13 protein-coding genes and 1 pseudogene are annotated in these 14583 nt (G+C 71.5%); 9 read left to right on the plus strand and 5 right to left on the minus strand.

The window, feature by feature from the left end:
- Positions 1-46 precede the first annotated feature (46 nt).
- From BIU97_RS13900 to ptsP, 4 genes are all read right to left on the minus strand, one after another.
- Positions 47-1204: a mannitol-1-phosphate 5-dehydrogenase gene (locus BIU97_RS13900; protein ID WP_071261428.1), complete on the minus strand. Its 1158-nt coding sequence runs from the start codon at positions 1202-1204 to the stop codon at positions 47-49.
- Positions 1201-1638: a PTS sugar transporter subunit IIA gene (locus tag BIU97_RS13905; RefSeq protein ID WP_071261425.1), complete on the minus strand. Its 438-nt coding sequence runs from the start codon at positions 1636-1638 to the stop codon at positions 1201-1203. Before BIU97_RS13905 ends, BIU97_RS13900 begins: the two co-directional genes overlap by 4 nt.
- A gap of 91 nt (positions 1639-1729) precedes the next feature.
- Positions 1730-3274, minus strand: coding sequence for a PTS mannitol transporter subunit IICB (locus BIU97_RS13910; RefSeq protein ID WP_071261423.1), 1545 nt, complete (start codon positions 3272-3274; stop codon positions 1730-1732).
- Between the two features lie 62 nt (positions 3275-3336).
- Positions 3337-4992 (minus strand): phosphoenolpyruvate--protein phosphotransferase, encoded by a 1656-nt coding sequence (gene ptsP / locus BIU97_RS13915; protein ID WP_071261420.1) that lies wholly within the window; start codon positions 4990-4992, stop codon positions 3337-3339.
- Positions 4993-5247: 255 nt separating this feature from the next.
- Between ptsP and BIU97_RS13920 the strand changes: the two genes are divergently transcribed.
- Both BIU97_RS13920 and BIU97_RS13925 read left to right on the plus strand, forming a co-directional pair.
- Positions 5248-6018: a DeoR/GlpR family DNA-binding transcription regulator gene (locus tag BIU97_RS13920; RefSeq protein ID WP_071261418.1), complete on the plus strand. Its 771-nt coding sequence runs from the start codon at positions 5248-5250 to the stop codon at positions 6016-6018.
- A 77-nt stretch (positions 6019-6095) separates the two neighbouring features.
- A complete protein-coding gene (locus tag BIU97_RS13925; protein ID WP_071261388.1) occupies positions 6096-6368 on the plus strand; it encodes an HPr family phosphocarrier protein in 273 nt (90 codons plus the stop codon).
- Positions 6369-6460: 92 nt separating this feature from the next.
- On the opposite strand, the gene BIU97_RS13930 is transcribed toward BIU97_RS13925, so the two are convergent.
- Positions 6461-6793 carry a hypothetical protein gene (locus BIU97_RS13930; protein ID WP_071261386.1) on the minus strand — a complete coding sequence of 111 codons (333 nt, stop codon included), beginning with the start codon at positions 6791-6793 and terminating at the stop codon, positions 6461-6463.
- A 52-nt stretch (positions 6794-6845) separates the two neighbouring features.
- Here BIU97_RS13930 and BIU97_RS13935 point away from each other — a divergent pair, with 52 nt between their 5' ends.
- The 7 genes and pseudogenes from BIU97_RS13935 to BIU97_RS13965 all read left to right on the plus strand — a co-directional run bounded on the left by BIU97_RS13935 (position 6846) and on the right by BIU97_RS13965 (position 14574).
- The gene (locus BIU97_RS13935) at positions 6846-7688 is read left to right on the plus strand and encodes an exodeoxyribonuclease III (protein WP_071261381.1); all 843 of its coding nucleotides are present in this window, start codon (positions 6846-6848) and stop codon (positions 7686-7688) included.
- A gap of 40 nt (positions 7689-7728) precedes the next feature.
- On the plus strand, positions 7729-8739 hold the full coding sequence (gene trpS / locus BIU97_RS13940; protein ID WP_071261379.1) for a tryptophan--tRNA ligase: 1011 nt from the start codon (positions 7729-7731) through the stop codon (positions 8737-8739).
- A 2-nt stretch (positions 8740-8741) separates the two neighbouring features.
- The gene (locus tag BIU97_RS13945; RefSeq protein WP_071261376.1) at positions 8742-9299 is read left to right on the plus strand and encodes a GNAT family N-acetyltransferase; all 558 of its coding nucleotides are present in this window, start codon (positions 8742-8744) and stop codon (positions 9297-9299) included.
- A 75-nt stretch (positions 9300-9374) separates the two neighbouring features.
- A complete protein-coding gene (ribD, locus tag BIU97_RS13950; protein WP_071298068.1) occupies positions 9375-10409 on the plus strand; it encodes a bifunctional diaminohydroxyphosphoribosylaminopyrimidine deaminase/5-amino-6-(5-phosphoribosylamino)uracil reductase RibD in 1035 nt (344 codons plus the stop codon).
- A 29-nt stretch (positions 10410-10438) separates the two neighbouring features.
- Positions 10439-11062, plus strand: a pseudogene (ribA, locus tag BIU97_RS13955) (GTP cyclohydrolase II); the annotation flags it as partial.
- 183 nt (positions 11063-11245) lie between these two features.
- Positions 11246-12616, plus strand: coding sequence for an MFS transporter (locus BIU97_RS13960; protein WP_071261366.1), 1371 nt, complete (start codon positions 11246-11248; stop codon positions 12614-12616).
- 113 nt (positions 12617-12729) lie between these two features.
- The gene (locus BIU97_RS13965; RefSeq protein WP_071261362.1) at positions 12730-14574 is read left to right on the plus strand and encodes an ABC transporter ATP-binding protein; all 1845 of its coding nucleotides are present in this window, start codon (positions 12730-12732) and stop codon (positions 14572-14574) included.
- The last annotated feature ends 9 nt before the right edge of the window (positions 14575-14583 follow it).

Below are 14583 nucleotides of genomic sequence, written 5' to 3' on the forward strand. Positions count from 1 at the left end.
CCGTCACCAGCTGGTGACGGGCCTCCCGGTCGGCGACCTGCGGACGTCAGGCGCGCGCGGAACGGACCCGCTCGGCGAACGCGGCGTGCAGGGGGTGCTGCTCGTCGAGTCCGGTGACCTGCGTCACGACCGCCGCGTCGGACGTGTCCGACGCGAGCAGGGCCCGCAGCTCGACGCTCTGCTCGTCGTCCGGCACGTCGAAGCGGAGCGCGGCGCCCATCGCGTCGAGCAGCGCCGTCGGCTCGGTGCCGTCCTCGGCGAGGGCGGCGGCCGGCGAGACGAAGCGTTCGTCGCGGGACAGCTTGCGCAGCGGCTGGCGACCGACGCGCGTGACGGTGTCGGGCAGGTGCACGTTCTCGAACCGGGCGATGATCGCCTCGACGTACGCGCGGTGCACCTCGGGGTCGAGCTCGTGACGACGGACGAGCAGGTCGCTCGTCTCGGCGAGCACGGCCTCGAGCGCGGAACGCACGGCCGGGATCGCGATCGCGTCAGAGATCTTGTCGGCCCCGGCCACGAACCCGTGGTACGCGACGGTGGCGTGCCCGGTGTTCACGGTGAAGAGCTTCCGCTCGATCGAGGCGTCGAGGCCGTCGACGTAGTGCGCGCCGGGGATCTCCGGCTCGTTCCCGCCGAACGGCGTGCGGTCGATCGCCCACTCGTGGTACGTCTCGACGGTGACGTCGAGGCCGGCGCCCTCGGGCTGCGCGGGGACGATGCGGTCGACGGCGGTGTTCGCGAAGACGGCCTTGGCGAGCGCCGCGTCGCGGCCGTCCTCGGGCAGGGCGGCGACGATGAACTCGCGCAGCCGGTCGGTCGCGTTCAGCGCGTTCTCGCAGGCCATGACGGCGATCGGGGCCGCGTCGGCGTCGCGGGCGACGAGTGCCCGGGCGATGACCGGCGCGATGAACTTCAGGACGTTCGGGCCGACCGCACAGGTCACGACCTGGGCGGCCGCGATCTCGGCGACCACGCCGTCCTCGTCCTGCGCGCTGTTCAGCGCGCGGAAGTTCGTGACCTCGTGGTCCTGCGCCCCGGCCCCCACCTCGTGCACGGTGTACGAGTCGGCGGCGGCGAGGGCGTCGATGAGCGGTGCGGCGACGTCGGCGAAGACGACCTCGTAGCCGGCCTCGTGCAGGAGCAGGCCGACGAAGCCGCGGCCGATGTTGCCCGCGCCGAAGTGGACGGCGGTCCCGGTGCTCACTCGTTGACCTCGCCGAGGATCGACAGGATCGCGGCGGTGTCGCCGGCCTCGGTGAGCTTCTGCACCTCGTCCTCGTCGGAGAACACGATCGCGATCTTCGACAGGATGTCGAGGTGCTCGTTGTTCACGCCGGCGATGCCGACGACGAAGCGCACGGGGTTGCCGTCCCAGTCGATCGGGGTGGCGTAGCGGATGAACGACAGCGCCGACGACTTGATGGCGTCCTTCGCGTCGTTCGTGCCGTGCGGGATCGCGAGGAAGTTGCCCATGTAGGTGGACACGCTCTTCTCGCGCTCGAGCATGGCGGGGTAGTAGTCAGCGGTCACCGCGCCCGCGGCCTCGAGGATCTCGGCCGCCTCCTTCATCGCCTCCGACTTGGTCGGCGCGGTGTCCTCGGTGTGGATCCGGATCTGGCTCTCCTGCAGGACGGGCATCGGTGGTTCTCCTTGGTGTTCGACGACGTGGTGGAGGGGACGGGGTCGCCCCCGTCCCCTCCGATACTGCACTTCGTTACTGGTGGTGGCGTTACTGGTTCTTGAGCTGCTCGACGACCTGGTCGTACTGCGGCGCGTTCATGAAGTTGCCGACCGACACGTGCTGTGCGTTCGGGTTCTTCTGCTTGGCGCGCTCGGTCAGCTCCTCCTGCGTGATGATCAGGTCCTCGTCACCGGACAGGTTCGCGATCGCCTTGTTGGAGACCGTGACCCCTTCGATGCCCGCCTTCTTGATCTTGTTGCGCAGGACGCTGGCGCCCATGGCGCTCGAGCCCATGCCGGCGTCGCAGGCGAACACGAGGTTCTGCACGCGGGTCGCCGTGGTGGTCGCCGAGCCGACGCCACCGAGGCTGGCCTCGGCCTCTTCCTCGTTGGCCGGGGAGTTGTTGCCGAGCAGGCCCGCGGTCGCCGAGTTGACGTCGCGGCCCTTGTTCGCCTGGAGCTTCGCCATCGCGGCGCTCATGTCACCGTCGTTGCCGGAGGCGAGGTCGCGCTTGCGGGTGGCGATGAGGAAGAACGACGCGACCGCGAACGACACGGCGGCCGAGAGCACGACCGACAGGATCACGCCGAGGAAGCTGTCACGCGGGGTGTTGCCGAGCACGGCGATGATCGAACCCGGGGAGGCCGGGGCCGTCAGGCCGGAGTTGAAGATGACGTTGGTCAGCACGCCGGTGCCACCACCGAGGATGACGGCGACGAACAGGACCGGCTTCTGCAGCACGTACGGGAAGTAGATCTCGTGGATGCCACCGAAGAACTGGATGATGATCGCGCCGGGAGCGGTCGACCGCGCGATGCCCATGCCGAAGAACGTGAAGGCGAGCAGGATGCCGAGACCCGGGCCGGGGTTGGCCTCGAGCAGGAACAGGATCGACTTGCCCGACTCCTTGACCTGGTCGACACCGAGCTGGTCGAGCACGCCGTGGTTGATGGCGTTGTTGAGGAAGAAGACCTTCGCCGGCTCGATGAAGACGCTGGCGAGCGGCAGCAGCGAGTGCGTGATGAGGAACTCCACGGCGACACCGAGCGCGTCGGCGATGGCGGTGAAGACCTTCGAGAGCCAGAAGAACCCGGCCAGGAACAACCCGAACCCGAGGATGCCCGCGGAGTAGTTGTTCACGAGCATCTCGAAGCCCGGCTTGATCTTGCCGTCCCAGAGGCGGTCCATCTGCTTCACGAGGTACGCGCCGAGCGGGCCACAGATCATCGCGCCGAGGATCATCGTCGTGCCGGAGCCGAGGATGACGCCCATCGCGAAGATCGAGCCGACCACCGCACCGCGGGTGTCGTACACCATGCGGCCACCCTGGATCGCGATGGCGAGCGGGATGAGGTACGTCAGGATCGGGCCGACGACACCCACGACGCTGCCGTCACGGGAGCCACCGAGGGCGGCGACCGGCGTCCAGCCGTCCGGGATGAAGAAGGCGGTGATGATGCCCCACGCGATGAAGATCGCGATGTTGGGCATGACCATGCCGGAGAGGAACGTGCCGAACTTCTGAACGGCGACGCGTGCGCCGCCCCGCGACTTCGCGGGGGCGTCGGGCGCTGCAACGGACGACGTTGTCATGTGCGGTGACTTTCTGTGTGGTGGTGCTGCTGCAGTGGGAGGTGGGGTGGTGCTGGGGCGGCTCAGGCGGCGTGCGCCGCGGCCGCGGCGGACTTCGCGGCCGCCGCCGTGCTCGCGGCGAGTGCTGCCGTCGCCATCTCGCGGGCCTGTTCGAGCGTGTGGGTGCCGAGTTCGGCGCGCACGTCGGCCAGGGCCGCGGGGGTCATGGAGAGGGTGGTGGCACCGAGGCCGACGAGCACCACGGCGAGCAGCGGGTCGGCTGCGGCCTCGCCGCAGATCCCGACGGCCTTGCCCGCGGCGGCCCCGGCGGCGCCGAGCTGCGCGACGAGGCGCAGGACAGCGGGGTGCCACGGGTCCTGGTAGGACGCGACGGTGCCGAGCATGCGGTCGGCGGCCATCGTGTACTGGGTCAGGTCGTTCGTGCCGATCGACACGAAGTCGGCGTTCTGGAACACCTGGTCGGCCATCAGCGCGAGCGAGGGGACCTCGGCCATCACACCGGCGGTGCGGATGCCGAGTTCGCGGGCGAGGTCGACGAAGTACTCGGTCTCCTCGGCGTCGGCGACCATCGGCGCCATGACCCAGAGGTCGGCCTCGGTCTCGGCGTCGGCCTGGGCGAGGGCGGTGAGCTGGTCGCGCAGCACCTCGGGGTGGTTCCGCAGGGCGCGGAGGCCACGACGACCGAGCGCCGGGTTCTCCTCGTCCTTGTCGGTGAGGAAGGGCAGCGGCTTGTCGGCGCCGGCGTCGAGCGCCCGGACGACGACCTTCTTGCCGGGGAACGCGGCGAGGAGCTGCTTGTAGGACTCCTTCTGCTCCTCGACGGTGGGCGCCTTGGGCGAGTCGAGGAAGAGGAACTCGGTGCGGAAGAGCCCCACGCCCTCCGCACCGAGAGCAACGGCGCCGGCGGCGTCGGCGGGGCTGCCGAGGTTCGCGAGCAGCGGGACGACGTGGCCGTCGGCGAGGGCACCGGCGGTGAGCGGTGCGGCCGCGGCGGCGAGCCGGTCCGCGATGCGCTGGTCGACCTCGGCGACGAGGGCCTCGGAGGGGTCGGTGACGACGGTGCCGTCGACCGCGTCGACGACGACGTGGACGCCGTCGGCCAGGTCGTCGGCGCCGGTCACGCCGACGATGGCCGTGATGCCCTTGGCACGGGCGAGGATCGCCGTGTGCGAGGTCGGGCCGCCGTCACGGGTGACGAGCGCGAGCACCTTGTCGAGGTCGAGCAGGGCCGTGTCCGCCGGGGCGAGGTCACGGGCCACGAGCACGAAGGGGGTGTCCGACTCGGGGACGCCCGGCGCGTGCACGCCGCGGAGCTTGGCGATGATGCGCTGCGCGACATCGTCGAGGTCGGCGGCGCGCTCCCCCATGTAGCCGCCCATGCCGACGAGCAGGTCGCGGAACTGCGCGAACGCCTCGTACACGGCGCGCTCGGCGTTCGTGCCGCCGTCGATGCGGGTGTGCACGTCGTCGAGGAGCGTCGGGTCCTGCGCCATGAGCGCCTGCGCCTCGAGCACGGCCTGGGCGTCGCCGCCGGCGAGCTGTCCGCGCTTGTTGAGGTCCTCGGCCACGGCGGCCAGCGCGTCGTGCACGGCCTGCTTCGCGTCGTCCGCCGAACCGGTCAGCGCGTCCTTCGACGGTTCGCCGAGGGGGTCCGCCATGCGGAGCACGGGGCCGTGGGCGACGCCACGGCCGACGCCGGTGCCGAGCAGTTCGGACATTCGAGACTCCTTCATCTCACGCGCGCTTGCGGTGGGGTGGTTCGTTCGGTGCACAGCGGCACGGCAGGCGGACCACGCCCGTGCGGCTCGTGCAGCACCCTACCCCGATCCGCGTTGACAAACAAACACATCCGGGGATAAAAATGCAGAAACAGATGCCCGTTTGCGTCTGCCGGCCACGCGCTCTGCGCCGAGTCCGGCGTGGATGTGCCCGGACATGTCCGTTCTGTTCCGACCCGGAGACGACGAGGCCCGATGTACGCACCAGAGCGCCACCAGCGCATCGTCGACCAGGCGCGCACGCACGGCCGGGTCGACGTGAAGGACCTCGCCGAGTCCCTCGAGGTCACCCCCGAGACGATCCGCCGCGACCTCACCTCGCTCGAGCGGCGCGGCCTGGTCCGGCGCGCGCACGGCGGCGCGATCCCGGTCGAGCGCATCACCCTGCACCCCGGCGTCGGCGACCGCGGCGGCATCAACCAGGCCGAGAAGATGGTCATCGCCGAGGCCGCGCTCGAGGAGCTGCCGGAGAACGGCTCGGTCATGATCGACGCCGGCACCTCGACCATCTGCCTCGCGGAGATGCTCCCCACCGACCGCGGGCTGACGGTCGTGACGCACTCGCTGCCCGTCGCGATGGCGGTCGCCGGCCGCCCCGGCATCGACCTGCACCTGCTCGGCGGCAACATCCGCAGCGACTCGCTCGCCGGCGTCGGCACGTGGACGCACCAGCTCATCGGCATGGTCAGCGTCGACGTGGCCTTCGTCAGCATCAACGGCATCACGCCGGAGCGCGGCCTGACGACGCACAACATGGCCGAGGCCGCGGTGAAGTCCGCGATGATCAAGTCCGCCCGACGGAGCATCCTGCTCGCGGACCACACCAAGTTCGGCCGCGAGGAGTTCGGCCGCGTCGCCCCCCTCGCCGCGATCGACACGATCATCACGGACCCCGCCGTCAACGCCGACCTCGTCCGCGAGGTCGAGGCCGCCGGCACCGAGGTCTTCTGGCCCGGCCGCGACTGACCCGCCGGCCACGTCCCGGAACCGTCCACCCCGCGCTCGCTAGCATGAGCGCTCCACCCGTCGACAGGAGTACATCGATGTCCGAAGCCACCCGCACCGTCACCGTCGCCAGCGCGTCCGGCCTGCACGCCCGACCCGCCTCCCTCTTCGTCCAGACCGTGACGGCGTCGGGCCACCAGGTCACGATCGCCAAGGGCGACAAGTCCGGCAACGCCGGCAGCATCCTCGCCCTGCTCGGGCTCGGCATCGAGCACGGCGACGAGGTCACCCTCACGGTGACCGGCGACGACGCCGAGACGACGGCGGACAGCCTGGTCGAGTTCCTCGGGACGGACCACGACGCGGCCTGACCGCACAGGTCGCGTCCCGGACGCGACCACCTGACGTACGGGAGGCCCGTGGCTGCGCAGCCACGGGCCTCCCGTCCGCCTCCTGGTCGCTCCTACTGCCCCAGGGACGGGATCGGACGCAGCTCACCCCAGCCGAACGAGCTCTCGGCGATGAAGTCCTGCAGGTCGTCGGCCAGGTCGTGGAGGAGCCCGGCCAGGTCGTCGACGTCGTCCGGGAGGCTCCTCGACCCCTGGGTCTCGCCCACGATCGTCCAGACGACGGACATTGAGCCGTCGACGACGTCGTCCTGCTCCTGGTCGAGTTCCCAGTCGCCGTGCGGACCCACCCAGAAGCGGGCGGAGCGGAACTCGTCCGGACGGAGCATCTGCTCGGCCACGGGCCGGAACGCGGCGAGCAGCTCGCCGACGGTCATCACGACGGTCACGGTCCGATCGTACGACCGAGGGGTGTCCGCAGCCGCCGATAGGGTGTTGTGCATGACCCGCCTGCGCCTCGCATCCGTCAACGTGAACGGCGTCCGCGCCGCCTTCCGCAAGGGCATGGGCGACTGGCTCGCGACACGTGACGTCGACGTGCTGGCCCTGCAGGAGGTCCGCGCCTCGAGCGACGACCTCGCCGCGCTGCTCGGCGACGAGTGGGACATCGTGCACGACCCCGCGACCGCGAAGGGCCGTGCCGGTGTGGCGATCGCATCGCGGCACGGTGCGCACGTGCACCGCGTGGCGCTCGGCCCGGACGACTTCGACTCGGCGGGCCGCTGGCTCGAGGCCGACTACGAGATCGGCGGCACCACGGTGACCGTCGTGTCCACGTACGTGCACTCCGGCGAGGCCGACACCCCCAAGCAGGACGAGAAGTGGAAGTTCCTCGACGCGATGACGGAGCGGCTCCCCGCGCTCCGCGAGCACAACCCGCTCGCCGTCGTCGTCGGCGACCTGAACGTCGGGCACGACCAGCGGGACATCAAGAACTGGAAGGGCAACGTCAAGCGCGCGGGCTTCCTGCCCCGTGAGCGTGCCTACTTCTCGCGGTTCTTCGGCGAGCAGGGCGCCGAGGTCGAGGGGGCCGACGGTTCCACCGGCCCCGGTCTCGGGTGGGTCGACGTCGGCCGCGCCCAGGCCGGCGACGTCGACGGGCCGTACACGTGGTGGTCCTGGCGCGGCCAGGCCTTCGACAACGACACCGGCTGGCGCATCGACTACCAGGTGGCCACGCCCGACCTCGCCGCGAAGGTGACGGAGTACACGGTCGACCGCGCCGCGGCGTACGACCAGCGATGGTCCGACCACGCCCCCGTGGTCGTCGACTACGAACTCTGACCCCCGCTCCTCGCCCCACCTCACGCACAGGACCACCACCATGACCACCACCCGCATCTTCTCGGGCATCCAGCCGTCCGCCGGCTCGCTGCACCTCGGCAACTACGTCGGGGCGCTCATGCAGTGGCGGACGCTGCTCGACGACCACGACGCCATCTACTGCGTCGTCGACATGCACGCCATCACCTCCCCGCAGGACCCGGCCGAGCTCCGGGCGAACACCCGTGCGACGGCCGCGCAGTACATCGCCTCGGGCATCGACCCGACGAAGGCGACCCTGTTCGTGCAGTCGCACGTGCCCGCGCACGCCGAACTCGCCTGGGTGCTCAACACCCTGACCGGCTTCGGCGAGGCGAGCCGGATGACCCAGTTCAAGGACAAGTCCGCGCGGCAGGGCGCCGAGGCCGCCTCGGTCGGGCTCTTCACCTACCCGATCCTGATGGCCGCCGACATCCTGCTGTACGACACGAAGGTCGTGCCGGTCGGCGACGACCAGCGGCAGCACGTCGAGCTCACCCGCGACCTCGCCGGGCGCTTCAACTCGCGGTTCGGCGACACGTTCGTGGTGCCCGAGGCCCGGATCCTCACGGAGACCGCCCGGATCTACGACCTGCAGGACCCGACGAGCAAGATGAGCAAGTCCGCGGCGTCGGACAACGGCCTCATCCGGCTGCTCGACGACCCGAAGCGCACCGCGAAGAAGATCCGCTCCGCGGTGACCGACACCGAGCGCGAGATCCGCGCCGACCGTCAGGCGAAGCCGGGGATCACGAACCTGCTGTCGATCCTGTCGGCGTTCACGGGGTCCTCGATCGCCTCGCTCGAGGCGTCGTTCGCCGGCAAGGGCTACGGCGACCTGAAGGGCGAGGTCGCCGACGCCGTCGTGGCCGAGCTCGAGCCGGTCCGTGCCCGCACCCTCGAGCTGCTCGACGACCCGGCGGAGCTCGACCGCCTGCTCGCCGTCGGCGCCGACCGCGCCGAGGCCATCGCGCAGGACACCCTGGCACGGGTGTACGACCGCATCGGGTTCGTCCCCCGCACCCGCGGCTGACCGTGCAACCCGTCACGCTCGAGTCCGCGCGGGTCCGGCTCGACGTCCCGACCCGCGCGGACACGGCGGCGATCACCGCGGCGTGCCAGGACCCGGACGTCATCCGGTGGACGACGATCCCGACGCCGTACCGCGACCAGGACGCCCGCACGTTCGTCGACGCGCTCGTCGGCCCGGGCTGGGCGTCGGACCGCGAGTACACCTGGGCGATCCGCCGGCCGGGGTCGACCTGGCTCGACGGGATCATCTCGTACCGCACCGCCGGCCGCGACCTCGGGTTCTGGCTCGCGCCGTCCGCCCGGGGCGCCGGGCTCATGCACCACGCGGTCGAACTCGTCGTCGGCTGGGCCTTCGACCGGGGCGCCCCCGACGTCTACTGGGAGTGCTACGCGGGCAACACCGCGTCGGCGTCGGTCGCGCGCCGCGCGGGCTTCTCGTACACGGGCACCGGCGAGGCCCGCGTGCCCGGCCGCGACGGCGGGCCGACGCCCGCGTGGACGGGCCTGCGTCGCGCAGACGGCGCTGCCGCGTCGGCCCTGCCGTGGCCGACACCCGCCTGAGGTGACACGTCACCGACCGACCGCCGGTAGGCTCGGCGCGTGAACGACTCGGTACGCCCCGACGAGGTCCGCGCGATGCGCCGCGGCCTCGAACTCGCCGCCCTCGGGCCGGCCGTCGGCGACCACGCCCGCGTCGGCGCGGTGATCCTCTCCCCCGACGGCGAGGTCCTCGCCGAGGGCTGGCACAAGGGCGCCGGCACCCCGCACGCCGAGGTCGACGCCATGGCGAAGGTCGACCCGGCACTGCTCCGCGGAGCCACCGCCGTCGTCACCCTCGAGCCCTGCAACCACGTCGGTCGCACCGGCCCCTGCGCGGTGGCACTGCTCGACGCCGGCATCGGACGGGTCGTGTACGCCGTCGACGACCCGGGCGACCAGGCGCACGGCGGCGCCGACCGGCTGCGGGCCGGCGGGGTCGAGGTCGTCCCCGGCGTCCTCGCCGACGAGGCCGAGGCGTTCCTGGAACGCTGGCTCACCTCGGTCCGGCTCGACCGTCCCTGGGTGACGGTCAAGTGGGCGTCGAGCCTCGACGGCCGGGCAGCCGCGGCCGACGGCACGAGCCGCTGGATCACCGGTGCCGCCGCACGGCAGCACGTCCACGAGCAGCGTGCGGCGCACGACGCGATCCTGGTCGGCACGGGCACGGTGCTCGCCGACGACCCGAGCCTGACGGCACGCGGGGACGCCGGCGAACTGCTCGCCGACCAACCGCTCGCCGTCGTGCTCGGCGACCGACCGGTGCCGGACGACGCCGCCGTCCGTCGGCACCCGCGCGGCCTGGTGACCCTCCCTGGCCACGACCTCGTCGCCGCGCTCCGTGCCCTGCGCGGGCACGGCGTGCACTCGGTCTTCGTCGAGGGCGGACCGACCGTGGCGTCGGCGCTCGTCGCCGCGGGCCTCGTCGACGAGTACCTGGTCTACCTCGCCCCCGTGCTGCTCGGCGGCCCGCGCACCGCACTCGACGACCTCGGGGTGGGAAGCATGCCGGACCGTCGACGGTTGCACGTACTATCGACCACCAGCCTGGGCCCCGATCTGCTGGTCCGAGCCCGACCGCACCACGCTGCACCCGGGCACGACGGGCCCACGAACGACCGGAGCACCACATGACCGACGCACTCACCTCCCCCACCCCCGGGAGCCCGGTCCAGTTCGAGGTCGCGACGAACGTGCCGACGACCCACGGCACCTTCGAGATGCGCGCCTACCGGGACCTCGTCACCGGGGCCGAGCACGTCGCCGTCATCGGCAGGACCCCCGACGGCGCCGCGCCGACCGACGGCGCCCTGGTCCGCGTGCACTCCGAGTGCCTGACCGGCGAGGCGTTCGGGTCGCTCAAGTGCGAGTGCGGGCCGCAGCTCGACGCCGCGCTCGACACGATCGCCGCCGAGGGCGGGGTCGTCGTCTACCTGCGCGGCCACGAGGGACGCGGCATCGGGCTCGTCAACAAGCTCAAGGCGTACCGCCTGCAGGAGGACGGTCTCGACACCCTCGACGCCAACCTCGCGCTCGGCCTGCCCGCCGACTCCCGCGACTACGGCGGCGCCGCCGGCATCCTCGCCGACCTCGGCATCACGAACGTCCGGCTCCTGTCGAACAACCCGGAGAAGCGCCGCCAGCTCGAGGAGCACGGCGTGACCGTCGAGTCGCTCGTCCCGCTCGTGGTGGGGATCTCGGCGCAGAACGCCGGGTACCTCGACACCAAGCGGGACCGGATGGGCCACCAGCTGCCCGCCCACCTCGAGGCCGGTGCCGCCAGCTGACTCCGGGCTGATTCGCAGGTTGCCGACGTCTGTCGTATGATCGACGCCTCCGTCACGAGCGGTCCCCCTTCCCCGAACGCACCCGACCGGTGTCCGCGCCACCCCGCGCGAGCCGGTCGGCGTCCGCCGTCCGGGGCACCGCCGCGCTCCCCGTGAGCGTCACCCTCGGAGTCCCCTCACCCCATGTCCGCCGCACCGGCACCCACCACCGCCCCCTCGAAGCCCACGGGCAACCCGCGCTCCCGCGTCGTCGTCGCCAGCCTCGTCGGCACCACCATCGAGTTCTACGACTTCTACGTCTACGCGACCGCCGCGGTCCTCGTCTTCCCGACCCTGTTCTTCCCGAACGAGGACCCCACGGCGTCGCAGCTGTCGTCCTTCGTCACCTTCGCGCTCGCGTTCTTCGCACGGCCGGTCGGCTCGGTCCTGTTCGGCCACTTCGGCGACCGGATCGGCCGCAAGACCACCCTCGTCGCGTCCCTGCTCGTGATGGGCACGGCCACCTTCCTCATCGGCTGCCTGCCGACGTTCGACACGATCGGCGTCTGGGCCCCCGCACTGCTCGGCGTGATGCGCTTCGCCCAGGGTGTCGGCCTCGGCGGCGAGTGGTCCGGTGCCGCGCTGCTCGCGACCGAGAACGCCCCGGAGGGCCGCCGCGGGGTCTTCGGATCGATGCCGCAGCTCGGCGCGCCGATCGGGTTCCTGCTCGCCAACGGCCTGTTCATCGCCATCAACGCCGCGATGCCCGCCGCTGCCGACGGCACCCCGAACGCCGACTTCCAGGCGTGGGGCTGGCGCATCCCCTTCCTGCTCTCCGCGGTGATGGTCGTCATCGGCCTGTACGTGCGGTTCCGGCTCGTCGAGTCCCCCGCCTTCCGCGGTGTCCAGGAGTCCGGCACGGTGGCGAAGGTCCCGCTCGGCCGGGTGTTCCGCACCTCGTGGAAGGCCGTCATCGTCGGCACCTTCGGCATGGTCGCGACGTACGTGCTCTTCTACTTCCTGACGACGTTCACCTTGCAGTACGGCACCACCGGCACCGAGAACAGCCCGCTCGTACCGAAGGTCGGACTCGGCTACTCCCGTGGGGAGTTCCTGACCCTGCTCATGATCGGCGTCGTGTTCTTCGGCGTCTTCACCCCGGTCGCCGGCTGGCTCGCAGACCGGTTCGGCCGACGCCGCACGCTCATCCCGACGACCGTCGGCATCGCCCTGTTCGGCCTGATGTTCCAGCTGTGGTTCGCCGCGTCCACCGGCCCGATCACGGTGGTGACGTTCCTGGTCGTCGGGCTGTCGCTCATGGGGCTGACGTTCGGACCGATGGGTGCCCTGCTGCCGGAGCTCTTCCCGACGAACGTCCGCTACACCGGCTCGGCGATCGCGTACAACGTCGCGTCGATCCTCGGGGCCTCGCTCGCGCCGACCATCGCGCTGGCGCTGTGGCGGCCGGACGGCAACATCTTCCTGGTCGGGCTCTACCTGACCCTCGCGGCCGTCGTGACCCTCGTCGCGCTGCTGTTCGTCCGCGAGACCAAGAGCACCGACCTCGACGCCTGAGCGGCGAGGCGGGCAGGGCGGAGGGGCGCCGTCGGCGCCGGGTGAGAGGATGTGGGTGCGTCACGGTACGGTGACGCCCAGATCACCAGCACCACGGCAGGAACCAGGACACGATGAGCTTCCCCTTCGCCCGTCCGAAGCCGAAGGACGGCCCGCGCGCCACCTTCGGCCGACTCTTGTCCTACCTGTTCGAGAACAAGCCCGCGATGGTCGTCATCATCGTGCTGAGCGTGCTCGGCGCCGGAGCGTCGCTCGCGCAGCCGCTCCTGGTCAACCAGGTCGTGACCGCCGTGCAGCAGGGCAACACGCTCAGCACGCTCGTCTGGCTGCTCATCGGGCTCGTCATCGTGTCCGGGCTGCTCAACGGCGTGCAGCACTTCCTGCTGCAGCGCGCGGGCGAGGGCGTCGTGCTCTCCACCCGTCGCAAGCTCATCGGCCGGATCCTCAACCTGCCGATCTCGGAGTTCGACACCCGCCGCACCGGTGACCTCGTCTCGCGCGTCGGCAGCGACACCACCCTGCTCCGCGCGGTGCTGACCCAGGGCCTCATCGAGTCCATCGGCGGCGCGCTCACCTTCATCGGCGCGATCATCGCGATGGCGATCATCGACCCGCTCCTGCTCGTCATCGTGATCGTCATCGTCATCGTCGCGATCGTCGTCGTCGGCGGCCTCAGCCGGCGCATCCGCGTCGCCTCGCGCCGCGCCCAGGAGAAGGTCGGCGACCTCACGGCCGCCGTCGAGCGCGGCATCGGCGCGGTGCGCACGATCCGCGCCGCCGGTGCCACCGAGCGCGAGGTCAGCGAGGTCGACGGCCACGCGACCGAGGCCTACGTCCGCGGCCTCGCGATCGCGAAGATGTCGGCCCTGGTCGTCCCCGTCGCGAGCATCGTCATGCAGGTCGCGTTCATCGTCGTCCTCGGCGTCGGCGGCGCGCAGGTCGCGGCCGGCACCATCACGATCGCCACCCTCATCACGTTCATCCTGCTGCTGTTCATGATGATCATGCCCCTCGGCCAGGCGATGGGCGCCGTCGTCGCGGTCGCGCAGGCGCTCGGTGCGCTCGGCCGGATCGAGGAGATCCTGGCGCTGCCGAACGAGTCCGACGGCGACGCCACCGTCCGGCCGGCTGCCGCCGTCGCCACCGACGACGCGATCACCTTCGAGCACGTCACCTTCCGCTACGCGGCCGCGGCCGACGCGTCCGGACCGGACGGCGCGGCCGGCGACGACCGGACCGGAGGCACTGACCACCCCGCCGACGAGCGCCCGGCAGACGACGTGGTGCTGCAGGACGTCTCCTTCCGCGTCCCGCGCGGATCACGGGTCGCGCTCGTTGGCCCGTCCGGTGCGGGGAAGTCGACGACCCTGTCGCTCATCGAGCGCTTCTACGACCCGACCGAGGGGGTCATCCGCCTCGGCGGCATCGACGTCCGCGGCATGGACCGCGACGAGCTCCGCGCCCAGATCGGCTACGTCGAGCAGGACGCCCCGGTGCTCGCCGGCACCCTGCGCGCGAACCTGCTCCTCGGCTCGCCGAACGCCTCCGAGGCCGACTGCGTGCGCGTGCTCGAGGCCGTCAACCTCGGCGAGGTCCTGCACCGCGACCCCGCCGGCCTCGACGCCCAGGTGGGCGAGGACGGCGTCATGCTGTCCGGTGGCGAGCGCCAGCGGCTCGCGATCGCCCGGGCGCTGCTCGCCGCTCCCCCGATCCTGCTGCTCGACGAGTCGACGTCGTCGCTCGACGGCGTGAACGAGCAGAAGATGCGGCTCGCGATCGACGCCGTGGCCGAGGACCGCACACTCCTCGTGATCGCCCACCGCCTGTCGACCGTCGTCGACTCGGACGTCATCGTCGTGCTCGAGCACGGCCGGGTCGTCGGGTCGGGCACGCACTCCGAGCTCGTCGAGTCGACACCGCTGTACCGCGACCTGGCGAAGCACCAGCTCCTGGTCTGACGGACGGAG

This window comes from Curtobacterium sp. MCBA15_009, assembly GCF_001864895.1.
Taxonomy (GTDB): Bacteria; Actinomycetota; Actinomycetes; order Actinomycetales; family Microbacteriaceae; genus Curtobacterium.